This is a genomic window from Bifidobacterium aemilianum, assembly GCF_003315635.1.
Lineage (GTDB): Bacteria > Actinomycetota > Actinomycetes > Actinomycetales > Bifidobacteriaceae > Bifidobacterium > Bifidobacterium aemilianum.
Genome location: NZ_PDCG01000003.1, coordinates 51,649 through 76,557, shown reverse-complemented (window position 1 = coordinate 76,557; position 24,909 = coordinate 51,649). Strand labels below are relative to the sequence as shown.

Genomic DNA, 24,909 nt, shown 5'->3' with positions numbered 1-24,909 from the left:
TTCGAGTGTACCCACTAATATGAGTTCTAGCCTATCGAATGGAGACTACGCTTATGGCTGACGAAGAGCCGCTGGAGGACACCGTGACCGCCTCACATGAGGACCACGAGGAGACCACCGACAAGCCCGAAGCAACCACCCAGGTTGCGAAGGACAACAAGGACGAGGTCAAGACTGAGGGCACGGATAGCACTGAGGCCGAGGACATGACCGAGGAGGAGTCCGCACTGGCCGCCCTGCCCATGGATAAGATCGAGGCCCTGCTCGATTCCTCCGCCGACAAGAGGGACATGACCCCGCAGATGCGGCGGATCGCCCAGCGCCAAGCTGAGAACTCCCGGCGTGTCGAGGAGACGGTTAAGGGGACCAAGGCCAATCCGGTCTGGTATGTGCCCCTGGCCTGCATTCTGATGATCATCGGGCTGATCTGGGCGGTGGTCTTCTACCTGACCACTGGCTACCCCATCAAGGCGATCGGCAACTGGAATCTGGCCGTGGCCTTCGCCATCATCATGGTCGGCTTCATCATGCTCATGTGGTGGCGCTGAACCAAGACTGGGGCACTAGCGCCGGCCGGTCTGGCTGCTGGAAACAGCGGATGCCGGCCATGGCGGAGCATGAGCTTCGCCCGCTGGCCATGAGGCCCTGAGAACATCATCCTGTGGATTCGCTGTGGCGGGTCCGCAGGATTTTTCTATACGCGCACGCCTGCAGGGACCCTTGTGGATAAGTATCCACAAAAGTTATCCACCTTCTTAAGCATTGAAAATACTGTCCTTTACTCACATAGCTGTGGACAAGTGGACAAGTTATCCCCAGTCCGTACCCCGGATATCCACACTTATACCCCAGTTATCCACATTTCTATCCACAGCTGTGGAAAACTACACCCTTGTAGTTTTCGGAAAGCCCAAAGCATCGTTCGTCCACCAAATCTCCAAGACCCGTCCATAATCCGGCCGCCCTACAGCTCGACGAACTGTCAGTGCGGATAAGCCAGCTGGAGGTCGGGCCTTTTACAGCCAGCTGCGGTACACCATGCCAGGCCAGGGTGCGGCATGCTGCGCCACAGCACAACGAACTACGACATGAAGGGGCTGGTCGGCAGGCAGAGGACCAGCACCAGCAGCAGAATCACAGTCAGCAGGCCGCCATAGAGGGCCATCCGTGCGGTCAGGGACCGCTTGCGCATGGCCCGCGGACCTCCCACCAGCAGCCAGGTCAGCAGGCCGCCCACAATGAAGCCGCCCACATGCTCCTGCCAGGCGATCTGTGGGGTCAGCAGGGGCATGGCGAAGTTGATGGCCATCCAAATCAGCATGGAGCGAATGTCGGCACCGACCCGCCGGTAGACCACCAGAACGGCGGCGAAGAGGCCGAAGAGGGCCGCGGAGGCACCATAGGCCGAGTTGAGCCAGCTGCCCGTCACCCGGTCCCAGACCACCATGCCGACAGCCCCGCCCAGGCCGGAGATCAGGTAGAGGGCCAGAAACCGCCAGTGGCCCATCAGACGTTCCAGGAGCGGCCCCACCGACCAGAGGGCCAGCATGTTGAAGAGCACATGGAAGAGGTTGGGGGCATGCATGAAGAGGGCCGTGAGCACGGTCCAGGGCCGTTGCAGAGCCAGGGCCGGGGCGAAGGCACCCTGGCCGACCATGGCCATGAAGGCCGGCGTGCTGACGAAATAGAGCGCGATCTCCACCAGCCACACTACAAGGCATACGGCAATGATGGCCGAAACAATGACCGGTCCGCCGGCCTTCCACTGGTAACGCAGCTGCTGCTTGCTAATCTGAGGCATCCCACCACTCTAGCGAAAAGCAGATACCGGAAGGCTTGCGGCAATCGGCACAAAGCACCTAATCATTACAATATATCGGCTAAGATAAGGGCAAGAGTTGGCTTGGATGTGCAAGTCGGCATGAATAGGAAAGGAGCCGCCTTATGGAACATAAGTCCTCTAGCGGTTGGAAATTCTTTGCACTGCTGTTCGGAGCACTGCTTGCTGCATTGGGCTGCCTGTATGTGTACAAGCAGCAGAACCCGGATTATGACCCCTGGGAGGAGCCTTGGGAGAACAGCTCCTCGCCGGTCGATCTGGGACTGGCCAAGGATGGCGACGACGAGGCCGATGAGGCCAAGCCCGCCGCAGAGCTCGCCTGAACCGGTTACCATCGGCTGTCTGCTCAGCCTAGCTAGCTAGGCAGGTCAGCAGGCAGAGCCTTCAAGCCTAGAGAAAGGCCCGCACCCCCTTGTGGAGGTGCGGGCCTTTAGGTATTCAGGGCCGGAGCCGGAGCTGGCGGAGGCAGGGTCAGCGGAAGCGAGGCCAGCGGGTCATCAGCGCCAGGGGTGAGTGCCCCGAACACGCAGGAGGCTGGCCAGGCCCGCCGCCAGGCTGCTGACTCAGTCCATGGAGCCGGTCTTCCAGATCCGCTCCAGGTAGTCCCCAATGGCCCGGTCGGAGCTGAAGAAGCCGGAGGATGCCACATTCAGCAGGGCCTTGCGGCTCCATTCCAACGGCTGCCGGTAGAGGGCCTCGATGTCGGACTGGATCTGGTTGTAGGCGGTGAAGTCGGCCAGGGTCATGAAGTAGTCCTTATGGAGCCAATCGTCCACCAGCGCGGCGTAGGTGCCGCAGTCACCGTCCGAGAAGGAGCCATCCGCGACCATGTCGATGGCGGCCTTGAGGCGGGGGTCCGCCTGGTAGTAACTCTCGGGCTGGTAGCCCTTGGCGTAGAGGGCGTCGACCTCCTCGACGGTCATGCCGAAGAGGAAGAAGTTCTCGGCGCCCACCCGCTGGCGGATCTCCACATTGGCGCCGTCCAAGGTGCCGACGGTCAGGGCCCCATTGAAGGCGAACTTCATGTTGCCGGTGCCCGAGGCCTCCTTACCGGCCTGGGATATCTGCTCGTCCAATTCTGTAGCAGGAATCAAGTGCTGGGCCATGCGGATGTTGTAGTTGGGAGCGAAGTGGACGGACAGCCTGCCCTTGACCTCGGGGTCCGTGTTGACCACCCGGGCCACATTGTTGATCAGCTGGATGGTGAGCTTGGCCATCCTGTAACCGGGGGCGGCCTTGGCACCGAAGAGGACCGTGCGGGGCAGCAGGTCGTCGGCGGAGACCCTGCCGGACTTGATGTCGGCATAGTCGGCGATGACAGCCAGAATCTTCAGGCTTTGGCGCTTGTACTCGTGCAGGCGCTTGACCATGGAGTCGAACATGGTATCGGGGTTCAGGTCGAAGCCATACTCCCGCTTGGCAAAAGCGGCAAAGTCGGCCTTGTTGTCCCGCTTGACCTGGGCGAACCTGCCCACAAACCCGTCGTCCTGGGCCAGGGGCCTGAGGCCCTCCAGAAGGCTCAGGTCGCTCAACCAGCGGTCGGTGCCCAGGCCCTCGGTGATTAGCGCCGAGAGACGGGGGTTGGCCAGTTTGATGAAGCGGCGGGGGGTCACGCCGTTGGTCACGTTGGTGAACTTGCCTGGGTAGACCAGGGAGAAGTCGTGAAGGGTGACATCCTTGAGGAGCTGGGAGTGGAGCTCGGCCACGCCGTTGACGTGCTCGCCGGCCACGGTCGCCAGGTAGGCCATGCGCACCTGGGGGTCCTCGCCGGTGCTGATGATCCGCATGCGCTCGATCTGCTGGGGGTCAGCGACCTTGCCCTCCAGCTCGGCCAGGAAGTGCCGGTCGATCTGCTGAATGATCTGCAGGTGGCGGGGCAGCAGCTCGCCAATCAGCTTGGCCGGCCAGACCTCCAAGGCCTCGGGCAGGAGGGTGTGGCAGGTGTAGTTGAAGGTGCGGGTGGTGATGGACCAGGCCGCATTCCAGTCGTAGCCGTACTCGTCGATCAGCACCCGCATGAGTTCGGGGATACCGATGACCGGATGGGTGTCGTTGAGCTGGAAGCAGATCTTGTCGGGGAAGGAGGTGAGGTCCGGCTGGTCCTGGCCGGGGTAGAAGACCCGGATGGCGTCGTGGATGGAGGCGGAGACGAAGAAGTACTGCTGCTCCAGGCGCAGGGACTTGCCCTGGGGTGTGGAATCCTCGGGGTAGAGGATTTTGGAGATGTTCTCAGCCTTAACCTGGGGGCGCACCGCGTCCAGGTACTGGGAGTTGTTGAAGGTCAGCAGGTCGAACTCGTCATAGCTCTTGGCCGACCACAGGCGCAGGGTGTTGACACGGCCGGAGGCATACCCCGGCACCAGGTAGTCGACCGGCACGGCCCGGACGGACCAGGCCGGCTTCCAGACCTTGTGGCCGTTCTCTTCGACGACCTTGCCGCCGAAGCTGACCCGCTGGGAGCGGTTGTAGTCGACGTGCCCCCAGGGCTCCTCGTTGTCGAGCCAGTAGTCGGGCCGCTCAACCTGCCGGCCCTGGGCATCGAACTCCTGCTTGAAGATGCCGTAGCGGTACTGGATGCCGTAGCCGAAGGCGGGCACGGCCAGGGAGGCCATGGAGTCGATATAGCAGGCGGCCAGACGGCCCAGGCCACCGTTGCCCAGGCCAGGCTCGACCTCGGCGTCAATGACGGCTTGGATATCGAAGCCCAGTTGGGTCACAGCCTGCTCGAACTGGTCGGTCAGACCGGCGGAGAGCAGGGCGTTGCGCAGCTGCTTGCCCATCAGGAACTCAGCGGACAGGTAGCCTACAGCCTTGGTCTTGCCCTGGACAATGTCCTGCTGGGTGCGCATCCAGGAGTCCATGAGCTGCTTGCGGACCGCCAGGCTGGTGGCCACGTAGACATCCGCCGCAGTGGCCTGCTCGGGCCGGACACCCTGGCTGTATTCCAGCTCCTGTCGGATCTGCTCGGCGAACTGCTCTGCGCTGATCGGCGAATGGGGCGCGGTCTGCTCGGTCATGGTAACTTCCCTTCGACGGATGCCTTCCATAGCGGCCCGAGGGCGGTGGCCAGCCCTGCTGCCGCCGGTTCCCCCAAGGCTCCTGGTGGATGCTTAACGTCTCCCAAGGCTAGCAGCAGAAGGGGCCAAGGGGGTTGGTGATTCCGGGCAGGCGGGCACCCTGCTGCGACCGTATGCGTTCATTCGCGTTCAGGCTGGGGTGCTATGCTGATGGGCATTGCAAGATAGAGGAGCCTCGCGTCAGGTCCGGTATCATAGGGGAACCGAACCGGCACGCCAGGCGTTTCGGGCCACACCCATGGTCTGCCAGACCCCACGCCGGCGCACCCACCCCACAGGATGGGGGGCCACAGCCGCACGGGGCGCAGCCGGGTCCGGGCCCACAGGACTAAAAGGACACCAAGGACACATGTTGAGCATTCTTCTCCGCCGTGCGGCCATCGTCACCATCGCGCTGGTGACCGGTTTGGCCAACGCAGCAAATGTGACCCCCCCCCCCCGTAGGGATTTCTGACACAACCAACCACCCCTCCACGGCCAGACCGGTCAACGACAACAACCAGGCCAAACCCCTGAGTTCAACGACGAACCCAACACCAACAGACCAAGCCAAACCCGCACCACCAGCGCAGGCCCCACAAACCCCATCGGAACCACCCACCCAGGACCCCCCGGCCCCCAAGACAGGTGATTCACCCAAGACGGATGGGGCACCCAAGAGCGACACCGCCAACTCTCTCCTGCCCGGAGCCAGGACCGCCCCGACCTGGCAGTCCACCCCAGACCAGCCCTGGCTGGCACGCGCAAACCTGCTCCAACCCCGAATCGGGTGCATGCCGGACTCCAGCCCCATCAGCAACTGCTTCCCCGACACCAACCTCGCCAAAGCCATGGCCCAAGCCCTGCACGGCAACACCAACGTGGCCCAGACCCTGACCACCACGGACATCACCAACACCACCACCCTGAACCTCAACAACAAGAACATCACCACCTTCAAGGCCTCCAACGGTTCACCAACCTGACCAGCCTGGACCTGGGATCCAACCAGATCAACGACGTGACACCCCTAGGCACCGGCAGCCTGACCAAGCTGGCCAAACTGTGGCTGGACCACAACAGGATCACCAACCTGAATCCCCTGGGCAACATGGGCTACTACGTACACACCGACCCATTGCTGCCATCCCTGTCCTACTTTGATGCCTCGGGCCAGCAGATCACCATGCCCGACCTGCGGATCGACCTGAGTCAACCCGTGATTTTGGGTCCCGCCACTTGGAAATACGACTATGGCAACTACACAACAGAGTTCGTGACCCCAAGCAGTGGCACCACACCCAACACCCTTGTCGGAGGCACCGCACGCGGCGGCATAGCACCGGCTCCCTCACCCCTCATCCCTGGCACCATTTGGAAGAACCAAGACGGCAACCCCTATCGCTATGAACAAATCATGTGGCCTATGGACACCGTCATGGGACAAGACTTAGCTATACCTGCTGGCGCCGGAACCATGAACTGGCCCAGACGAGAAGCAGGCACCTACACCTTCGGCTTCCGTTCCCAAGGTACCGGGGCAGGCATCACCCCCGCTGGCGGCTGGGGCAGCATGATCTTCTCGGGTACCATCACCCAGAATGTGTATAAGTACAAGGTGACCTATGCGCCAGGCAACGGGCAGGCCTCCTGAGAGCAGCATCCACTCGACGAGTACGCCACCAGGCCATCGCCCGACCCTGTCAGGGAACACTACACCTTCACCGGATGGTGGACCGCACCCACCTGCGGCACCAAATGGGACTACAACACCAAGCTCACCTCCGACATCACCCTGTACGGCCAGTGGGCGCCCATCATGCACCTGGTGACCATCGACACCTCGGGAGACACCGGACCCACCAGCCGCACCGTGCACGAGGGGGAGCCCGTTGGACCCATCCTGACCAGCAAGGAAGGCCACCACCTAGGCACACCAGCCTGGGCCAAGACCACCCAAGGAGGCCAGACCCCCTGGAACATCCTGACCGACCCGGTCGCCGAACCCATGACCATCAAGGCCCAATGGGCCGCCGACCAGTACACCGTGCGCTTCGCCAACCCCGGCAGCCCCGCCACACCACCCGCCGACCAGACCGTGGCCTACGGGACCTCACCCACCAACCCGTGAGCACCGAGCGCGCCCAACTACCCCAACGAGACCACGCCCACCTTCACCGGCTGATGGACGGCCAAGGGCAAGCACTGGAACTTCACCCCAGGTACCGGCAGCACCATAGGCCATGACGAGCTGGACGACACCAGCCACACCATGGTCCTGACCGCCAAGTGGACCAACCGCGTCAAGGTCACCTTCGACCTGGGAGCCGCCACCGGCCACATCGCCCCCATAGCCGAGCGGACCATGGACAAGGGCAGCAGCCTGAACGCGCCCACACCCGCCGCATGGGACCACGGCAACTTCCAGGGCTGGTACACCGACCCCGGCCTGACCCGACCCTGGAGTAACGGGCCGGTCAACGCCAACACCACCCTGCACGCCAACTGGCAGCAACACTGGTTCATCACCGTGCACGCCAACTGGCCCGGGGCCTCACCGGCGGGCCCCTGGGAGCATGGACCCTAACGGCCGGACTCGCACTCACCTCGCTGATGGCCCTGGCCATCACCAGACACGGACTCAACCGGCGCGAGAGAGGTCGGAAGCAATGGCCAAGGGGCTGACAACCCCCAGGCAACCGGCGTACGGGGCGCGGGGACCCCGCACACCACAGCCTCTGTGTGCAGATGAGTTGGCATACGTCACAGCGCCAGGGTCCAAAGAGCGGGGCAGAATGGGGGTATGGCAGCAATACGAGAAGCGGATTTGGGCAAGGGCCGGGCGGCTTGGGAACTGTGGCAGCAGACGGCCCGGGAGAAGGTTCCGGCGAGGGCTAATACGTCGGAGCGCTTAGCTGTCGAGCCGGATCTTCCTCGGCCAACCTGGGCCATGGCTGTGCGCTACAGTCTGTTTCTCTTGGAACGCAAGGCACCTGGACCCGGGGTTGAGGTGAGGGTCGCGCCCTGGGGGGCCATCAAGATTCTGGATGGTCCCGCTTCGGACCCACACAATCTGACCCCACCGGATGTTATTGAGCTGGACCCCGAGGTCTGGCTTCGGCTGGCCTCCGGCATCACCAGTTGGAATGAGGAGAGGGAAGCCGGTCGCATCAGCGCGGTCGGCGAGCGCGACGACCTTAGCGACCTACTGCCCCTCTAGGCCGCAGCGTCAGTCGCTAGCGGTGCCGCTTGCCTTGAGGGTGGTCTTTGTAGCGGCTTTTGTCGATGCCGCCTTGGCCTTGGCCGCAGACTTGGTGCCTGCCTTCGAAGAGGTTTTGGACGGGGCCTTGGTTGTCTTGGTTGCAGTTTTGTTTGCCGGCTTGGCCTTGCTTGCGGCAGTCTTGCCGGTTGAGGCGGTCTTAGCCGTGGACTTGGCAGCGGACTTGCTGGCGGCCTTGGGGGCAGCCTTGGCCGGGGCACTGTCGGCAACCGTGGCAGCTGCCGCAGCACCCTTGCGCAGGGCCGATGGAACAGGCATGGGAATGGGCTTGCGGGGCTTGACGGCTTTCTTGACGACCGGAATCTGGTCCGTGGCCTTGGCGGCGGCCTCGGCGGCCCAACGGGCATATTCGTCCAGATCGTCGGCGGGAATGTCCCTATCGGCGGAAGCGGCCGGACTCTTGCCGGCGTCCATGCCAGCCTCAACGCCGGCACTGGGGGCAGCAGGTTTGCTGGAGACCGTCCGTGCGGGAGAGAACTCGGCGGCAATCTCTGTGAAAACGTCGTCTTCACCGCCACCTGTCTCGGCAGACCGCAGCTCCTTGGCCAACTCGTCATAGTCGGTATCGGTAGTCAGGTACTTGAGCTTACGGGCAATTTTCTGCTGTTTCGCCTTCTGACGTCCGCGGCCCATGTGACCCCCTGCAATCTGTATTTAGTATGGTTTCATCACCACAAGAGCCTACCACCTGTTCGTCTCCAAAGGCTTGTCTGCTCGAACTTTTACGATAAAAGCAATATTCTGACTGAATGGGCACACTTTTCTAAGGATCAGGGCATGAGCGATGATCAGCAGGTAACAGCGGCGGGCAATGAGCTGAATGCCAGCTTCCTGGCGGCCAAGGACCGGTCCGACAAGACCCTGGCCAGGCTGGAGGAGAACCCCGGCAAGTTCACCATGCTGACCGGCGACAGGCCGACCGGCCGACTCCACCTGGGGCACTACTTCGGTTCCATCCGCGAGCGCGTGGCCATGCAGAACAAGGGTGTCCACACCAACATCATCATCGCCGACTACCAGGTGATCACCGACCGTGACACCACCGAGCACATGGAGGACAATGTGCTGGGCCTGGTGCTGGACTACCTGGCCGCGGGCATCGACCCGGCCAAGACCATGATCTTCACCCATTCCGCAGTGCCGGCCGAGAACCAGCTCATGCTGCCCTTCATGTCCCTGGTCACCGAGGCCGAGCTCCACCGCAACCCTACGGTCAAGTCCGAGATGGAGGCTTCGGGCCATGCCCTGACCGGCCTGCTCCTGACCTACCCGGTCCACCAGGCCTGCGACATTCTCTTCTGCAAGGCCAATGTGGTGCCGATCGGCAAAGACAACCTGCCCCATGTGGAGCTGACCCGAACCATCGCCCGCCGTTTCAACGACCGCTATACCAAGAAGAACCCTGTCTTCCCGGAGCCGGCGGCGATTCTGTCTGAATCCCCTGAGATTCCGGGCTTGGACGGGCGCAAGATGAGCAAGTCCTACGGCAATTCGATCATGCTGAGCGCCACCGCCGAGGAGACGGCCAAGCTGATCAAGAAGAGCCCGACCGATTCCGAGCGGACCATCAGCTTCGACCCGGTCAACCGCCCGCAGGTCTCGGCCCTGCTGACCACCGCCGGCCTGGTGACCGGGCGCGACCCGGCCGACATCGCCGAGGAGATCGGTGACTCCGGGGCCGGCGCCCTGAAGCAGTATGTCATCAGCTCCGTCAACGACTTCCTGGCCCCCCACCGCGAGCGCCGGGCCGAGCTGGCCAAGGACATGGATTCGGTGCGTGACATTCTCCACGAGGGTAACCGCAAGGCCAACGCCATTGCCGAGGAGACCCTGGAGCAGGTCCGCGAGGCCATGGGCATGCGCTACTGAAGCACACCAACCGAAGGAAGCACTAAGGCAGTGCGAACCGAAGGTGGATGATACACCGTCTGCGACAAGACCCTAGACCGCTGGAAGCAAGCCGCTTGGCAGGTCTCTATCCAGGCGAGCCTGGTGACATCACCGTGGGAGAGCCTCCCCCTTTCGGACAGGCCAGCCATCCAGGTTCAGACGTCGTAGCGCCAGGCCTTGTCGGTGATGACCCGGGCCATGGCCAGACCGATGGGCAGGCAGACGATGACCATGAAAGCGCGGAAGCCCCAGTCAAGGGCGCGCAGAATGTCGAACTGGCCCAGGTGGAACATGGCCTGGTACATATAGAGCCCCGGCACCATGATGACGATTGAGGGCACGGTCAGGCAGATGCGGGGGTAGCCCAGGTGGGGCGGCAGGAAGCCGTGCCGGACGGAGGACCGCCAGGCGGTGGCCAGGAGCCCGGCCAGCAGGGCCCCCAGAAAGGCCGCGGCTTCGGGGGGCATGCCGCAATCGGTCATGGTCAGGCGCAGGGTGTCGGTGATGGCGCCGATCACCGCCGCCGTACAGCACATGCGCTGGGGTGAGTTGAAGAGCACCGAGAAGCCCCAGACACCAACGAAGGCCGCCAGCATCCTCAGACCGGCGTTAAGCCAGGGGTCTAGGCCCATGGGCTCGAATCCCTGGGGGTTCAACCTGACCAGATAGGCCACCATCCAGCCGGCCAGGGTGGCCATAAGGATGATGGCCAGCGTGTAGCAGCAGCGTTGGATGCCTGAGGGGAAGTCCAGCTTGGCGATGTCGAGGCCGCCGGTGATCAATGGGAAGCCGGGGATGACGAAGAGCATGGCCCCGATATAGGCCGTGTCATGCTGGAGGGCCACCGGGTTGAAGAGGCCGATTAGGCGCAACGTTCCCACGCAGGCCAGGGCGGCCACCGCCACACACACGAAGGTGACGAAGAACTGGTTGAGATGGTGGGCGAACATCCGGCGGCGCAGCCACTGGCCCAACCCAGCCCCCACAAAGGCCCCGACCATGTCGTAGGGGCCGCCGCCCAGGAGGAAGACGAAGGCCGCGCAGGCCAGGGCCGAGGCCAGGCCGGAGAACCAGGGGGAGTACAGGGGCTTGCGGCTCTCGATCAAGTCCAGATGCCGGTGGGCCTGGCCGACGGTCAGGCGGTTGCCTTGGTTGGCTGTACGGGTGAGTGAGGTGAGGGCGGCCGAGACCTTGGCCTTGTCTTCGGCCGTGGCCTGCCCTGGCTCGCACCCACGGGCCGCGGCCTTGGCATCAGTGACCTCCTGGGCCAGCTGGTCCACTACGGCCTCCTGGGGTCCTTGATCCGCCGCCTGGTCAAGGGTCCGGCCCCCTGCCGATTGGCCCCCCTGGCGGGCCCCCTCCTGTGATTCCTGGGAGCGGCGGGCCTGCTTCACGGCTCGCAGGGCCGAATGCCGGGATGTGGGGTTGCCCAGGTACTCGACCAATTCCTGTGACACGGTTGCCTTGGCATGGTAGAGGGAGTCGGCACCCAGGTTGACATTGAACCAGTCCGCGAAGTGCTCCAGAAGCCAGATTCGCTCGGTGTTGACGCCGGTGGTCGGCAGGTCCACGACTTCGGTCAGCCTATCGGAGCCATCGGTGCAGGAGGCTTCAATGTCGGTGAGGTTGACCTCGGCCCGCACGTGCACACCCAGGGGGTAGGCGATCCGGTTCATCATCTCGCGCACGCGGAAGGAACCCGTGCCGGACCCAAGATCCAGGGCACCGACCCGCATAATCACCGAGCTCTTGGCCGCCAGACAGGCATCGACGATTGGCTCGTCCCAGTCCTGCTGGATGTCGTCCATATTCAAGGGGACGGCATGGGTATGGAAGGACTTGGGTTTGTCCGCATTATGCTGCCGCTCTTCTGTCTTGTCAATGGAGGTCATACTTCAGTTCTAGCGCAGGCCCTGCCCCTTCCAGGCCGGCCCGCCCAAGGCAGCAGCACCGACTGTTTCACGTGAAACAGTCCAGTCCGCAATCAGAATGTCGCCATTGGTAACTTTGCCGACATAGAATGTGACTGCACCTGTTGAATCGAAGGCTTTGGGTTCGCAACAACCAGCCACCACAATCGCGGAGGAGCCGCGAAGGACTGGCAGACCGAACAACCGGAGATTGAACCTGAGGAGGTCCTATGACTGTAAGCAACCATATTGACCCGGCCGACGCGACGATGGTCACATCGGGTCTGGGAACCAGCGGACCGGAGGAGCACGAACTCCCCGAATCCCTGAGGCACGACATGGATTTGTGCCTAACAATTCTTCGAGATGTTCTGGGCGAATTTGACCCCAAGCTGCTGGCCACCTTCGACACTGTCCGCAAGGACGTGGTCGAGGCGAGCGCCGAGCACTACGATGAAGCCGCCGAGGTCTCCGACAACCGCGACAACGGCCTGGGACGGGCCGTCAAGACCATCGACGCCATGAAGCTGCCGGACGCCCAGCTTCTGGCACGGGCCTTCGCCACCTACTTCCACCTGGCCAACCTCTGCGAGGAGAACTACCGGGTCGAGGTCCTCCACCAGCGCGAATCCAAGGTGGGCGAGGACCAGCCGACCGATCCGGTCAACGAGATGACCCGCGCCTACCACCAGCTCACTGAGGAGATGGGCGCCGATGAAGCCAGGAAGCTCCTGGACCGTCTGGAATTCCACCCGGTCTTCACCGCCCACCCCACCGAGGCGCGGCGCAAGGCCGTTGAGGGCAAGATCCGCCGCATCTCCGACCTGCTCAGTGTCAGCAAGCTCCTGGGAGGGTCCGACAAGAAGGAGAACTACCGCCGACTCTATGCCGAGATCGACGCCCTCTTCCGCACCTCCCCCATCGCCATGAAGAAGCCGACACCCGTTGAGGAGGCCGACACCATCCTCGACATCTTCGACAACACGCTCTTCACCACCATTCCCAAGGTCTACCGTCGCTTCGACGACTGGATGCTGGGCGACAAGGCGGGACTGGTCGAACCGGTCTGCCCGGCCTTCTTCAAACCCGGCAGCTGGATTGGCTCCGACCGTGACGGCAACCCCAACGTGACCGCCAAGGTCAGCCGCCAGGTGGCCCGAAAGTTCAGTGACCACGCCATCGGAGCCCTGGAGGAGGCCACCAGGCATGCCGGCCGCAACCTAACCGTCGAGTCCGGCACCACCCCGCCCAGCGACGAACTCCTCAACCTCTGGGGTCGCCAGCAGGAGATGAGCGAGCGCCTGACCGAAAAGGCATCCCTGATCTCCACCAGCGAGCTCCACCGGGCCGTGCTCTTGGTAATCGCCGACCGCCTCCACTTCACCATCGCCCGGGACGCGGACCTGATGTACAGAAACTGCGACGAGTACATCGAGGACCTGCAAACCGTCCAGCGCTCCCTGGCAGCCGCCGGGGCACGACGCGTGGCCTATGGCGCCCTCCAGGACCTAATCTGGCAGGCGCAGACCTTCGGCTTCCATCTGGTCGAGATGGAGTTCCGTCAGCACTCAGTGGTCCACCGCCGGGCCTTGGAAGACATCCGTGAGCACGGCCTACACAGTGAGCGCGGCGAACTGCAACCCATGACCCGCGAGGTTCTGGACACCTTCCGGGCCCTGGGAGCCATCCAGCGCAGGCAAGGCCCCAAGGCCGCCCGCCGCTACATCATCTCCTTCACCAAGTCGGCCCAGAACGTGCGCGATGTCTATGAGCTCAACCGCCTGGCTTTCGCCCATTCCGAGGAAGTCCCCACCATCGACGTCATCCCCCTCTTCGAGCAGCTGGAGGACCTGCAGAACTGCGTGGACGTGCTGGAGGACATCATCAAGATCCCCGAGGTCCAAGAGCGGCTGAAGGCCACCGGCAACAAGATGGAGGTCATGCTGGGCTACTCCGACTCCTCCAAGGACGCCGGCCCCACCTCGGCCACCCTGGCCCTCCACTCCGCCCAGGAGCGGATCGCCACCTGGGCCGACCAGCACGGCATAGACCTGACCCTCTTCCATGGCCGCGGCGGTGCCGTCGGGCGCGGAGGCGGGCCGGCCAACCGCGCGGTGCTGGCCCAGCCCGTCGGTTCCGTCAACTGCCGCTTCAAGCTCACCGAGCAGGGAGAGGTCATCTTCGCCCGCTATGGCAACCCGATCCTGGCCATCCGGCATGTGGAATCGGTGGCTGCGGCCACCCTCCTCCAGTCGGCGCCCAGCGTGGAGAAGACCAACACCGACATGACCCGAGAGTATGCGGATATGGCCGGCAAGCTGGACGAAGCGGCCCACCAGCGCTTCCTGGACCTGCTCAATACGCCGGACTTCACCCCCTGGTTCTCCACCGTCACGCCCCTGACCGAAGTCGGACTCCTGCCCATCGGTTCGCGGCCAGCCAAGCGCGGCCTGGGAGCCAAGTCCCTGGACGACCTGCGGACTATCCCCTGGGTCTTCTCCTGGGCACAGGCCCGCATCAACCTGGCCGCCTGGTACGGCCTGGGCACCGCCTGCGAGCAGTTCGGCGACCTGAAGACCCTGCAGAAGGCCTACCACGAGTGGCCCCTCTTCAGTACCTTCATCGACAACATCGAGATGTCCCTGGCCAAGACCGACGAGCGCATCGCCAAGATGTACCTGGCCCTGGGCGACCGGGACGACCTGCGTGACAAGGTTCTGACCGAGATGGAGCTTACCCGCAAGTGGGTGTTGAAGATCGTCGATGACGAGTGGCCCTTGCAGCACAGGCATGTGCTGGGCCGGGCCATCCGCATCCGCTCTCCCTATGTGGACGCCCTCTCCATCACCCAGGTGCTGGCCCTGCGCTCCCTGCGCAAGAAGGTCGACAAGGAGGAGCTCAGCAAGGACCAGCAGGCCGGCTTCATCTACCTGATCCTCTGCACCGTCTCCGGAGTCGCCGCCGGCCTCCAGAACACCGGCTGATGACCCGTATGAAAGGCTAGAAAGGTAATGGCCATTGCCATGAAAGCAATCTGGCCACAGCTTGAAGGTGCCCTGGTCTTGGCGGTGGAATTTCCGCCAAGACCAGGGCACCTCCCTATCTGACGCGCGGCAATGCCAGCACTATTGTCTGACCAAGTGGCCAGGGCAGCAAAGCTGCCAGGATACCGACATCGTCAAAGTAGCCAGGGTTTTCACAGAGGTAGGGAACCCAGCCGGGCGAACACACCAGCGGCCGCTCAAACCACGCTGGCCAACCCGATATCACTCAAGGCAGAGGACAGCCCTCTTCAGCCAAACAGCACAGCCGACCATATGTTGCTGCCATATCCTCTGCTTCTGAATCTGGTAGCCGTTGCCGAAAACAAGCAAAGCCTTTCTCGCCCCACTACATAAGGGGAGAAAGGCTTTGCTAATCTACCGGCCAATCACCGACCGACCCTTCGGGTCAGTCGTACTCATCTAACCGAAGCAGGTCATCGGGCATCAGACCTTGGTGAAACGGCGGACGAAGCCCAAACTAGCACCAGCGGCCATCAGAGCCAGGGCAGTACCAGCGACCACTGCAACATTCACACCGGTATGAGCCATTTCACCGGATCCGGGGTCGGCCACGGGGTCACCAGCCGGAGCAGAGCCACCAGCTCCACCTGCAGGACGACCGGAGGCAGCGCCATGAGACGCGACAGCAGCGGGAGAGGTCTGACCTTGTGTTTCTCCCAAAGTCACTGGAGTCCAAGCCTGAACCTGGCCCTGGTCATCTAGCAGGGCAACCTTGTGGTCGCCAGTGAGTGAGGAGGGGATGAAGGCATCGAAGTAATAGCGACCCTGCTCATCCTTCTTGATGGCCGTGTAGGGAGCACCATCAGGACCGGTCAGCTTTTGCGGCGTCGAATAGATATAGGAATACCAGAAGCAGTTTTCATTATTATCTACTTTGGCCTTGCAGGCTTCCTTCAAGGAATTGATATAGAAGCGCGAAGAACCATTGGCCTGTACGTCTCCGGGCTTCATATCCCCCGCATTGCCAGTGTTCAACTCACCCTCAGCTACCGATTGAGGCTCGGAAATGGTCTTGAAGGCAGGAACCGGCACCAATGATGCTTGATATAGGGGGCCGCCATCCGACTTCATGTTGACTCCGACCACAATACGGGTCATATTAACAGGGGTCTGTTGTCCCATACTGGTTTTGCCCAATTCCTGGGTTTTGGCCCAGAGCACCCCATATTGGCTATCGCTATAGTCATGCCCGCCAACGGTGTAGCCTGCGCCGGAATACAATGTATTGGGATCCACGCCAATGAGGGTGAGGGACATGGAACCTGATTCAGGGTGACTTCCCTGAGCCCATGTATCCTCTTCCCAACGGACAAAGTCCTGGGCTTCAAATGTTCCCAATACGTTTCCTTTATCATCAGTCAAGGTATTGCTATTCGAACCATAATTTCTGGAGTAATCCTGCTGAGTCAGTTTGTTGTCGCTGATTCCCAGATTCTTGTCGTAGCCTATGGCCCCCTGATCCTCCAAGTAGTAATCCACGATCTTATCAATGGGCTTAAGCGGCGTGATACTCCTAACCCGCTGGAATTTCAGCATGGCAACCATATCCCTAATTGGCCAGCTCCCATCGCCTCTGATAATTGAATAATCAAAAGTGATTTTCACTGAATGAGCGCCTATTTCGGAGACGCTGGGATTGGAGATATTGGGAACATCATACGTGTAGTGAGGCGCATTACCCAGTGGGGCATCGGGGGCAACAGACTTACTTAGCTGACCCGCGTTGAGTTTGGTATCAACCTTGTCATTGGTTGGGTCCTTGCTCTCTGATTTGCCATTGTTGGGAACAGCGATATCTTTGCCAGCAGGGGTCAGCGTGGCATCCTCTTTGCCGGACTGGGCCGCATCGGCCTTGCCACCATCCTGAGCTGCAACTTTGATCTGCGGCTGAGCCTGTGCGGACTCCTGGGATGTCTGGCTTGTCGAGGTGTCCTCAACCGCGCTGGCGGTGCCGGCCATACCAAAGACCATGCACCCCGTGACGAGCAGGCCGGTCACTCCAGCCAACCAACCCTGTATCGAATATTTCCTCATAGAAACTCCTTCTCACATTCTCTGTGAGCTAACTATTGATAGCCATAAACAACGCACCCCCCCCCCCCACGACGAGAGGGAGGGGAGGGTTACGGAAGGTGCTTCCATCATTCGGCAGAGTCCCAGTGGTTCAGCAGCGGCCCCGTCATCCGCCGCTGCGGCCAAAGTGCCATTCAGGGGTTCTGCATGGCGGTATCTCCGCGCGGACCGGATGCGTGGGCTGGGCTGGAGGAGGGAGGTCAGGCCTGGGCTATGAGGTCGAGCATTTCAGGGACGGACTTCTTGCCGAACTCGACCTTCTGGGCGGCGGGCTGCCCCTCGGCGCCGGGCTTGCTGATGACAATGCAGGGGACACTCATGACGCCGTACTGGTCCTTGAGATCAGGGTAGCGCGAGACGTCGTAGGCCTCGGCGCGCACCTGAGGGTTCTCGGCGGCGATCCGCTGGGAGGAGAGGACCGTGGTGGGGCACATGGTGCAGGTCAGGGAGACCAGGAGCATGACATCGACCGGCTGGTCGATCTGGCCGATCCGCTGGCTGGTGTCCGCGTCCACAGCCTGGCCTGGGCCGGCGGCATTGTAGAGGGCCAGGACGAAGGAGTTGAACTCGTGGCCGGAGGGGACACCGTGGAAGGCCAGGCCGGTGGGGACCGGCTTGCCTGAGGCGTCGGCCTTGCAGATGCGCACGCAGGGGCGGGCATCGGGCAGGGGTGCAGCCGGGTCGAAGACCGCCGGGTCACCCTCATCCTGGTTGATGACCAGGCCCAGCTTGCCGTTGGATAGGGAGACCAGCTCCGTGATGAAGGTCTTGAGCTCGGCGGACAGGGCGCTGCCGTCCAGGTCCAGTTGCAGGACCAGGGGCTGGGCCATCTTGCCAAAGACCACATTGAGCTGCTGCTTGATGGAGTCGTCGAAGAAGCCTGAGCCAGCAGAGCCAGCGGCGGCTGCGGGAGTAGCGGCAGGAGCCGGAGAGGTCCCCTCGGCGGCGGCTGACGCAGCGGCCTTGGCCTCGGCCTGCTCATAGGCGGACTCGGTGGGGCGGGGCGGCAGCAGGCCGGTCTTTTTGCTCATCTCCGAGGCGTAACGTTCCAACTCAACGGCCGCAATGGCACCATCGGCCGTGGCTGTGACCACCTGGCGCAGGTTCTTCTCGCGCAGGTCGCCGGCGGCGTAGATTCCGGGAACCGAGGTCTCCAGGTAGCCGTGGGTCTTCACGTAGCCGTAGGGATCCAGATCGACCAGGTCCTTGACATCCTGGGTCTGCGGCACGTAGCCGGCAAAGACGAAGACACCGAAGGAGCCGCCGTCCGCGGGCTTCCAGGAGCGGGTCTGGCCAGTGGTCCTGTCCAGCAGGGTTGCCTCGGTCAGACCGCCCTGGCCGGCGGATACGGCCTTGAGCTCGGTCTGGTAGAGAATGTCGATCTTCTCGTTGTTCTTGGCCTCGGTGGCAACGGCCCCATCACAGGTGAAGTCATCCTCGCGCACCAGCACGGTGACCTTGCTGGCGTACTTGGTCAGGAATACCGACTCCTCGGCCGCGGCGAACCCACCGCCCACCACCAGGACCTCCTTGCCGCTGAAGAACTCGCCATCGCAGGTGGCACAGTAGGCCACGCCACGGCCGGCGTACTCCTCCTCGCCCTCGAAGCCGATCTTGCGGGGGGTGGCACCGGTCGCCAACAGAATGCCGAAGGTCCTGATGTCGCCACGGTTGGTGTGGACGGTCTTGATGTCACCGTCGACCTCGAAGCCGGTCGCTTCGGCGGTCTTGAACTCGGCGCCGAAGTCCTGGGCCTGCTGGCGCATGGTGGCGGTCAGCTTCTTGCCGTCGGTCGTGGCGACCCCAGGGTAATTGACCACCTCGGCGGTGATGGTGATCTGGCCGCCGAAGTCCGCCTTTTCGAGAATCAGCACCCGGTAGCGGGCGCGGGCCAGGTAGAGTCCGGCTGTCAGACCTGCGGGTCCGCCACCGACGACCACCACATCGTACAAATCATCCTGCTGCTGCATAACACTCCATTCATACCCATCACTGCCGGGCTCCGGGCCCGAACCACACGCTTAGCCCTGGCCAGGCCGCCAGGGCTTGCCGGTCGGCCGCTGCCGAAGTCACGCAGCTGCCCAAGGCAAGGAGACGACCGGCGCCAACAGCCGCCGGCGCCACATGAAACAGCCCTCCCGACTGCTTCGGAAGGGCTGGGCTGGACCAGAACTTGGACCAGTGCACCATCGGTGCCCCTCTATGCCATGTACCAGCCGAGGGGAGGGTCGGTCTCAAGCGGTAGCGGGCTCCGTACCGTCAGTCCTGAAACCGCTCAAGCCCTTCGCTTTACAGTTGGCCGACCAGGTCCAGGCTGGGGGCGATGGTCTCCTCGCCGGGGGTCCACTTGGCGGGGCAGACCTGATCGCCGTGCTCGTGGACGAACTGGGAGGCCTGGACCCGGCGCAGGATCTCGTCGGCATTGCGGCCCACGTTGGAGGAGATGACCTCATAGGCCACGACCTTGCCCTCGGGGCTGATGATGAAGTCGCCGCGTTCGGCCTTGCCCTCGGCCTCGTTGTAGGTGTCCAGATCCTTGGCCAGGGTGGCGGTCGGGTCGGCCAGCATGGGGTACTGAATCTTGTTGATCTTGTCGTTGGCCTCGTGCCAGGCCTTGTGGACGAACTCGGTGTCGCAGGAGACGGAGTAGATCTCGCAACCGGCCTTCTTGAAGTCCTCGTAGCGGGTGGCCAGGTCCTCAAGCTCGGTGGGGCAGACGAAGGTGAAATCAGCCGGGTAGAAGAAGAGCAGGGACCAGTGACCCAGCAGGTCCTTCTTGCTTACCTCGTGGAAGGCGTTGTCTTGAAATGCCTGAGTGGTGAAATCGGTCAGTTCGTGCTGAAGCAGTGTCATGGTTACCTCGTTACCTCTTTGCGCTTGTGTGTCGGCCTACGGCCATAGGTCACCATGACCGTATCCAGCCTGGTGTCTGCCCGCCCACAGCCGCAAACCACGCTTGGCCCAGGCGAGCCATCTTCCAAGGCTCTACGAAGTCATGCTATCCCAAAGACAAAGATGAGTCACCGGGGAGTTTTGTGTCCCTCGTCACAATCGAGGTTGGAGGAGCAGTGCTCACCTCCTCACTGCTCACCCATACCATATGCATCCAGCCAGCACAGTGGCACTGGTGGGAATACGGTGATTACCCAGTGTGAAGCCCAGTAGGATGTAGGTAAGCATGACGGGAATCGGACCAGGCGTGTAGGACGAAGGGGTTGGAATGATGGGTCAAGACCGGGGGCAGGGTCAGGATGATCGAAGGAGGGGCTCCGACCAGGAGTCCACAGCCAATGCCACTTGGAGCCGTATGCTGGCAGGGAACCGGCGCTTTGCCGAGGGGAAGGCGGAGCACCCCTGGCAGGACCGGGGGACCCGTGAATCGCTGCTGGACCGGCAGCAACCTGATACGGCCGTGCTGGCCTGCTCGGATTCCCGGGTGCCTCCGGAGATCATCTTCGACCAGGGCCTGGGCGACCTCTTCACGGTCCGTACAGCTGGGCAGATGCTCGACGATGCCGTGATTGCCTCCCTGGAATACGCCGTGACGGACCTGCAGGTCAGCCTGCTTGTGGTCATGGGACACGAGGGCTGCGGGGCTGTAGCCAGCAGCATCGAGGAGTTGGGCCGTCTGGCCAGGGAGACGGCAGCCCACAATGACGGCGGCGACGTTCCCGACAGCGACTCCCTGTGGGAGGACGAGGCCATCGCCCAGGCCCTGGCCCAGTCGGGGTCCACAATCCTGCAATCGGTGGGGGCCTCCGTCCTACAGGCCAAGGCAGCTGGTCTGCATACCGCCTCAGAGATCGAGCAGGTCCATGTGGCCGCCAGCATCGAGGCCCTGGTCACCCGTTCTCCCATCATCCAGGAGGCCCTAAGCCGCCAGGAGCTACAGCTGGTCGGGGCCCGCTACCAGATGTCCACCGGCAAGGTCGAGGTCCTCTCCTTCTAAGGGCCAGCCCACATAGAAGCCAGCCCACACGCCTACTCGTCGATGATGGACAGCATGGGCATGCTCCTGTTGCTATGCCAGGCAAACTCGATTCCGGCCCTGCCATACCAGCTATAGTGTCGGCGTTCACCGTCTGACTCCCAGTCTTCCGGGCAGTCGGTCAGTTCCCAGTCCAGCGGCTTGGATATGCCCTGAGGCCGGGCCGCCCTGCCTAGGTCGACCCGCAGTTGCCCCTCGACCTCCGCCGGCACCGAATGGGCCCTGGCCGAGAAGAAGTAGGGTGTTCCGCTTCGGGCCAGGAGGTCGGACCACTGCCGGTTGAGTTGCCAGTCGATGCTGCTGGATATACCGATGCAATCAGCATCGATGTCAAAGAAGGTGCCGTGCTGCGGCAGCCTGAAAGCCAGGGTGTTGATGCCGTTGCAGCGGGTCCGTTCCCAACTGACGCCACTGGTGTCGTCGCCCACCCGATCAATGTGCATGAGTCCGGCACCCAGATGGCCTATGGTGTCGCAGCCCAAGATCAACGTTCCGTATGGCTGGGCCCTTTCAAGTATGGTCCGGTAGAGGTCCTTGACCACCTGGGCGCTGGTGCGCGACCGGTCATGGAAGTGCCATCCCCCTTGCGTGACCAGTGGGTTCATCTCCCAGCCGTAACGGCCGAAGAGGTCCAGGGTCGAGAAGTCATGCTTGATCAGCTCATAGCCCCAGGCGCAGAACCGCTCCACATCAGCGGCGATATGGGCCAGGGCATCCGGGTGGGTGGGGTCCAGACAGCCGGTGTGGGCCAGCCGCCATTCGTCGGGGATCGCCGCACTCTCGTCAAGCAGCAGCCTGGCCCAGATTCCGGGCCGCACGCCCCTGGCGCTGATGCCTTGAGCCAGGGCTCTCATGGAAGGGAAGTCATCGTTGCCCTGCCGCCAGGGGCCGCCGTTGTAGTCGCTCCTGCGGTCCTCCTGCCAGCAGTCGTCCAGGACCAGGAAGGGCCGAACGGCGTTGCCTTCAGACAGCTGGGCCAGGTAGTCGGCATCGGCCAGCGTCTCGGCCTGGCTGCTCTGCCCGTAGGCGTAGTACCAGTTGTTGCTGCCATAGACCGGCCCCCCGGCGCAGAGGGGATCGGTGCAGAGCGCCGCGCAGAAGCTCCGTATGGCCTCGAAGGAGTCGACCTCCTCATAGGCGAGCGCCAGCACCTCGGCCAGCTTCAGTGTGCCACCGGCCAGAATCACGCCCCGGCCACCGCTGCGCACGTCCATGTTGAGGGTGATGCCACTGCTGTCGACCTGCCAGAAGCACATGGCATCAGGCCGGACCTTGACACCGTAAGCGCTGGTGCGGCCCCCGGCCACGTGGGCAAAGTACCAGGGCATGATCCGGTTGGGTACCAGGCCCCGGAAACCCATGGTCCCATAGCCCCGCTCCCATTCGTCGGCCAGGTACCTGCCCTCCTTGGGCATGGGCCTCTCCCAGCGCAGGGTCACCATGCTGACCGGCGTCTGGTCGGCCTGCAGGCTGACCCGGAGGCTGCCGGCTGCGGTCGACTGGCAACGCAGCCGGATGTCCGCGTGCTGGTAGCCCCCAGTGGTGCTGTCGAAGGTTCCCGCCTCGGTGACGATGCGGATGAGGTCTGGTTCGCTAAGCGCTTGCGAGATGACTGCCATGGTTGCCTACTGGAGCTCTATGTCGATAAGACGCATTGTTTCGGGCATGCAGCGGGGAATGCGGATGCCAACGGTGGCCAGGTACCTGCCGGAGACCAGCTGCTGGCCCAGCGGACCGTATGGATCCATCACTTCCTCGGCCGCGCGTGCGGGTTCAGGGCCGGTCCAGCGCAGTCGGTACTGGCCTTGGTCCAGCAGGCCGGGGATACGCAGGTATGATCCCCGGTCGCTGTCGCTTTCCTCGTACTGCCCCTGGGCCACGAGGGCCCGGCTGCGGTCCTCGGCGATGACGCCGTAGGCGAAGACGGTCGGGTCGGCCGGCTTGAAGCGGTTGACCAGGCCGGAGTGCAGGAAGTCCCGGTGCTCCTTATACCAGCTGATCCAGCTGGCCAGCTCTTCAAGCTCCCCGCTGTCGGCGGTGCTGATGTCCCATTCGATGCCGAAGCTGAAGAAGACGGCCGTGGGTGCTCGGAAGGCCAGGCTGAAGGTGCGCCCGCTCTGCTGGGAGCTGGGCTGGGAGATGTGTGCTCCGATGTATTCGGGTGCCACAGTCTGCAGGGTCCAACGTTGGATCTGCTGCCGGCTCAGGGCATCGGTCATGTCGGAGGTCCAGAAGCGCTTGACCTTCTCGATGACCCCCGGATCAATGCGGCCGCCACCGCTGGCGCAGGATTCCCACTCGATCTGCGGGTAGCGCTCCCGGAGGGCATCAAGGAGCCGGTAGTAGGCCTGGGTTTGCTGGTGAACGGCCGGGGCGCCGTGCCGCTGGTTGCTGCCGGACTCGAGGAGGGCCCGGTTGTGGTCCCACTTGATGCAGTCCACTGGGCATTCATCCAGGACCTGGCACATGGCGGTGAAGACATGGTCGAAGGCCTGGGTGTTGGAGAGGTCGAGCATGAGTTGGTGGCGTTGAAGTTCGGGGGTGCGGGCTGAGGCCTGCATGATCCATTCGGGGTGCTCCCGGTAGAGGTCGGAATCCTGGTTGACCATTTCCGGCTCGAACCAGAGGCCGAATTGCATGCCCAGTCCATGGACGTAGTCGGCCAGGGGCTTCAATCCTTGGGGCCAGACGTCCTGGGCCACCCACCAATCGCCCAGGCCGGCGTAGTCGTCCCTGCGTAGGTGGAACCAGCCGTCATCGAGCACGTAGCGTTCGACGCCGATGGATGCGGCCCTCTGGGCGATCTCCTTGAGTCTGCCGAAGTCTTGGTCGAATCCGACCGCCTCCCAGACATTGAGGGTGACCGGTTGCCGGCTTGGGTGCTCGGGCAGGCTGCGTTCCCAGGCGTGCAGGCTCTGGGCCGCCTGGTCGAGGCCCTGGTCCGAGGCCGTCACGACAATCCAGGGCATGGTATAGGTCTGACCGGTCCTGAGCACCAGCTCGCCAGGTAGGAGGAGTTCTCCCGCCACGATGCCGGCCTCCTGGTCATAGCTGCGGTCCACGGCCAGAACGGCGTTGCCACTCCAGGCTGGCTGCACCATCACGATGGACCCATGGTGGAAGTCGAAGCCGGGGGTTCCCACAATCAGCAGGTTGCCCTCGAAGTTGGGCTTGCCCCTGCGCCCTTCGCGCAGCCACATGCCATCGGCCAGCTCACGGCGCTGGGGGGTCCGCTCATGCTCGTGGCGACCGGTGAAATCAAGGATCTCGGTCTGGTCGTCGGCCAGGGGCAGCCTGACCTCAAGGCCATCCAGGAGGTAGTCTCCCTGGCCGGTGTTGGTCAGGCTGTGGCGAATCCTGAGGCTGCCGCCGGGCAGGCTTTCCATTTCGGTGAGTAGTTCCAGGCCAGCATCGGCGTCTTGGGCCCTATAGGCATAGTGGCAATCAGACTGCGCATCCACGCTGGTCAGTGTGAATCGTGGTGACCAATCCCTTCCGTAGGTCTGTGCCGTCAGCCGTTGGCCGCGCAGGCTCGGGCGAATATAAGAGTTCAAGGCGTGCTCTGCCAGCAGGGGCCTTGCCAGCTGACCCTGGTAGGGCCCGGTCTCGTAACCGCCGGCTTCCTTGCTGGATACGATGGTGACAGCGCTGGGCAGGTCCGCCCCCAGGACTGGATCAGTCAGGAGTATTCGTGTCGCTGCCCGGCTTGGAGAGGTCACGGATGGGAAGAGCATGGTCGTCCTTTGGCTAGAAGTGGGGTTGTTCGTACTGGTCGGGGGAGCGGACTCCCGCCCACGGGCTGGGCGG

18 protein-coding genes and 2 pseudogenes are annotated in these 24,909 nt (G+C 63.0%); 11 read left to right on the top strand and 9 right to left on the bottom strand.

Going from position 1 to position 24,909, the window contains the following annotated elements:
- The first annotated feature begins 53 nt into the window (after positions 1 to 53).
- Positions 54 to 548, top strand: coding sequence for a cell division protein CrgA (gene crgA, locus CRD60_RS04130; RefSeq protein WP_113860043.1), 495 nt, complete (start codon positions 54 to 56; stop codon positions 546 to 548).
- A 533-nt stretch (positions 549 to 1,081) separates the two neighbouring features.
- On the opposite strand, the gene CRD60_RS04125 is transcribed toward crgA, so the two are convergent.
- On the bottom strand, positions 1,082 to 1,801 hold the full coding sequence (locus CRD60_RS04125; protein WP_113860042.1) for a rhomboid family intramembrane serine protease: 720 nt from the start codon (positions 1,799 to 1,801) through the stop codon (positions 1,082 to 1,084).
- 143 nt (positions 1,802 to 1,944) lie between these two features.
- Here CRD60_RS04125 and CRD60_RS04120 point away from each other — a divergent pair, with 143 nt between their 5' ends.
- Complete coding sequence (locus CRD60_RS04120; RefSeq protein ID WP_113860041.1) at positions 1,945 to 2,163, top strand: hypothetical protein; 219 nt, start codon at positions 1,945 to 1,947, stop codon at positions 2,161 to 2,163.
- A gap of 240 nt (positions 2,164 to 2,403) precedes the next feature.
- On the opposite strand, the gene CRD60_RS04115 is transcribed toward CRD60_RS04120, so the two are convergent.
- Positions 2,404 to 4,857 (bottom strand): glycogen/starch/alpha-glucan phosphorylase, encoded by a 2,454-nt coding sequence (locus tag CRD60_RS04115; RefSeq protein ID WP_113860040.1) that lies wholly within the window; start codon positions 4,855 to 4,857, stop codon positions 2,404 to 2,406.
- Between the two features lie 833 nt (positions 4,858 to 5,690).
- Here CRD60_RS04115 and CRD60_RS09085 point away from each other — a divergent pair.
- From CRD60_RS09085 to CRD60_RS04090, 6 genes and pseudogenes are all read left to right on the top strand, one after another.
- Positions 5,691 to 5,882 carry a hypothetical protein gene (locus CRD60_RS09085; RefSeq protein ID WP_236630828.1) on the top strand — a complete coding sequence of 64 codons (192 nt, stop codon included), beginning with the start codon at positions 5,691 to 5,693 and terminating at the stop codon, positions 5,880 to 5,882.
- A 35-nt stretch (positions 5,883 to 5,917) separates the two neighbouring features.
- Entirely contained in the window at positions 5,918 to 6,550 is a 633-nt protein-coding gene (locus CRD60_RS04105) for a hypothetical protein (protein WP_236630827.1), read from the top strand.
- A 36-nt stretch (positions 6,551 to 6,586) separates the two neighbouring features.
- Positions 6,587 to 6,685: pseudogene (locus tag CRD60_RS09435) on the top strand (InlB B-repeat-containing protein); the annotation flags it as partial.
- 30 nt (positions 6,686 to 6,715) lie between these two features.
- Positions 6,716 to 7,027 carry a hypothetical protein gene (locus tag CRD60_RS04100; protein WP_236630826.1) on the top strand — a complete coding sequence of 104 codons (312 nt, stop codon included), beginning with the start codon at positions 6,716 to 6,718 and terminating at the stop codon, positions 7,025 to 7,027.
- Positions 7,028 to 7,168: 141 nt separating this feature from the next.
- Positions 7,169 to 7,483 carry an InlB B-repeat-containing protein gene (locus tag CRD60_RS04095; RefSeq protein WP_113860038.1) on the top strand — a complete coding sequence of 105 codons (315 nt, stop codon included), beginning with the start codon at positions 7,169 to 7,171 and terminating at the stop codon, positions 7,481 to 7,483.
- Between the two features lie 216 nt (positions 7,484 to 7,699).
- The gene (locus tag CRD60_RS04090; protein ID WP_113860037.1) at positions 7,700 to 8,116 is read left to right on the top strand and encodes a sterol carrier family protein; all 417 of its coding nucleotides are present in this window, start codon (positions 7,700 to 7,702) and stop codon (positions 8,114 to 8,116) included.
- Positions 8,117 to 8,410: 294 nt separating this feature from the next.
- On the opposite strand, the pseudogene CRD60_RS09080 reads toward CRD60_RS04090, so the two are convergent.
- A pseudogene (locus CRD60_RS09080) lies at positions 8,411 to 8,809 on the bottom strand (DUF3073 domain-containing protein); the annotation flags it as partial.
- Positions 8,810 to 8,953: 144 nt separating this feature from the next.
- On the opposite strand from CRD60_RS09080, the gene trpS reads away from it, so the two are divergent.
- Positions 8,954 to 10,045: a tryptophan--tRNA ligase gene (trpS, locus tag CRD60_RS04080; RefSeq protein ID WP_113860035.1), complete on the top strand. Its 1,092-nt coding sequence runs from the start codon at positions 8,954 to 8,956 to the stop codon at positions 10,043 to 10,045.
- Between the two features lie 176 nt (positions 10,046 to 10,221).
- Here trpS and CRD60_RS04075 read toward each other — a convergent pair whose 3' ends face one another.
- Entirely contained in the window at positions 10,222 to 11,958 is a 1,737-nt protein-coding gene (locus CRD60_RS04075) for a threonine/serine exporter family protein (protein WP_113860034.1), read from the bottom strand.
- 248 nt (positions 11,959 to 12,206) lie between these two features.
- Between CRD60_RS04075 and CRD60_RS04070 the strand changes: the two genes are divergently transcribed.
- Positions 12,207 to 14,960 (top strand): phosphoenolpyruvate carboxylase, encoded by a 2,754-nt coding sequence (locus tag CRD60_RS04070; RefSeq protein ID WP_113860033.1) that lies wholly within the window; start codon positions 12,207 to 12,209, stop codon positions 14,958 to 14,960.
- 504 nt (positions 14,961 to 15,464) lie between these two features.
- Here the strand turns inward: CRD60_RS04070 and CRD60_RS04065 are convergent.
- The 3 genes from CRD60_RS04065 to CRD60_RS04055 all read right to left on the bottom strand — a co-directional run bounded on the left by CRD60_RS04065 (position 15,465) and on the right by CRD60_RS04055 (position 19,967).
- A complete protein-coding gene (locus CRD60_RS04065) occupies positions 15,465 to 17,075 on the bottom strand; it encodes a hypothetical protein (RefSeq protein WP_113860032.1) in 1,611 nt (536 codons plus the stop codon).
- A 239-nt stretch (positions 17,076 to 17,314) separates the two neighbouring features.
- Positions 17,315 to 19,084, bottom strand: a complete 1,770-nt coding sequence (locus CRD60_RS04060; protein WP_113860031.1) for an FAD-dependent oxidoreductase — start codon at positions 19,082 to 19,084, stop codon at positions 17,315 to 17,317.
- Positions 19,085 to 19,403: 319 nt separating this feature from the next.
- Entirely contained in the window at positions 19,404 to 19,967 is a 564-nt protein-coding gene (locus tag CRD60_RS04055) for a peroxiredoxin (protein WP_113860030.1), read from the bottom strand.
- Positions 19,968 to 20,337: 370 nt separating this feature from the next.
- On the opposite strand from CRD60_RS04055, the gene CRD60_RS04050 reads away from it, so the two are divergent.
- Positions 20,338 to 21,063: a carbonic anhydrase gene (locus tag CRD60_RS04050; protein ID WP_407923171.1), complete on the top strand. Its 726-nt coding sequence runs from the start codon at positions 20,338 to 20,340 to the stop codon at positions 21,061 to 21,063.
- A 32-nt stretch (positions 21,064 to 21,095) separates the two neighbouring features.
- Here the strand turns inward: CRD60_RS04050 and CRD60_RS04045 are convergent, their stop codons facing one another.
- Together CRD60_RS04045 and CRD60_RS04040 are read right to left on the bottom strand one after the other, a co-directional pair.
- Complete coding sequence (locus CRD60_RS04045) at positions 21,096 to 22,721, bottom strand: alpha-amylase family protein (RefSeq protein WP_113860029.1); 1,626 nt, start codon at positions 22,719 to 22,721, stop codon at positions 21,096 to 21,098.
- A gap of 6 nt (positions 22,722 to 22,727) precedes the next feature.
- A complete protein-coding gene (locus tag CRD60_RS04040; RefSeq protein WP_113860028.1) occupies positions 22,728 to 24,836 on the bottom strand; it encodes an alpha-galactosidase in 2,109 nt (702 codons plus the stop codon).
- Positions 24,837 to 24,909: the final 73 nt, after the last annotated feature.

Coding starts and splice junctions, on each gene's coding strand:
- crgA (WP_113860043.1), top strand. CDS start 54: ATGGCTGACGAAGAGCCGCTGGAGGACACCGTGACCGCCTCACATGAG.
- CRD60_RS04125 (WP_113860042.1), bottom strand. CDS start 1,801: ATGCCTCAGATTAGCAAGCAGCAGCTGCGTTACCAGTGGAAGGCCGGC.
- CRD60_RS04120 (WP_113860041.1), top strand. CDS start 1,945: ATGGAACATAAGTCCTCTAGCGGTTGGAAATTCTTTGCACTGCTGTTC.
- CRD60_RS04115 (WP_113860040.1), bottom strand. CDS start 4,857: ATGACCGAGCAGACCGCGCCCCATTCGCCGATCAGCGCAGAGCAGTTC.
- CRD60_RS09085 (WP_236630828.1), top strand. CDS start 5,691: ATGCCGGACTCCAGCCCCATCAGCAACTGCTTCCCCGACACCAACCTC.
- CRD60_RS04100 (WP_236630826.1), top strand. CDS start 6,716: ATGCACCTGGTGACCATCGACACCTCGGGAGACACCGGACCCACCAGC.
- CRD60_RS04095 (WP_113860038.1), top strand. CDS start 7,169: ATGGTCCTGACCGCCAAGTGGACCAACCGCGTCAAGGTCACCTTCGAC.
- CRD60_RS04090 (WP_113860037.1), top strand. CDS start 7,700: ATGGCAGCAATACGAGAAGCGGATTTGGGCAAGGGCCGGGCGGCTTGG.
- trpS (WP_113860035.1), top strand. CDS start 8,954: ATGAGCGATGATCAGCAGGTAACAGCGGCGGGCAATGAGCTGAATGCC.
- CRD60_RS04075 (WP_113860034.1), bottom strand. CDS start 11,958: ATGACCTCCATTGACAAGACAGAAGAGCGGCAGCATAATGCGGACAAA.
- CRD60_RS04070 (WP_113860033.1), top strand. CDS start 12,207: ATGACTGTAAGCAACCATATTGACCCGGCCGACGCGACGATGGTCACA.
- CRD60_RS04065 (WP_113860032.1), bottom strand. CDS start 17,075: ATGAGGAAATATTCGATACAGGGTTGGTTGGCTGGAGTGACCGGCCTG.
- CRD60_RS04060 (WP_113860031.1), bottom strand. CDS start 19,084: ATGCAGCAGCAGGATGATTTGTACGATGTGGTGGTCGTCGGTGGCGGA.
- CRD60_RS04055 (WP_113860030.1), bottom strand. CDS start 19,967: ATGACACTGCTTCAGCACGAACTGACCGATTTCACCACTCAGGCATTT.
- CRD60_RS04050 (WP_407923171.1), top strand. CDS start 20,338: ATGGGTCAAGACCGGGGGCAGGGTCAGGATGATCGAAGGAGGGGCTCC.
- CRD60_RS04045 (WP_113860029.1), bottom strand. CDS start 22,721: ATGGCAGTCATCTCGCAAGCGCTTAGCGAACCAGACCTCATCCGCATC.
- CRD60_RS04040 (WP_113860028.1), bottom strand. CDS start 24,836: ATGCTCTTCCCATCCGTGACCTCTCCAAGCCGGGCAGCGACACGAATA.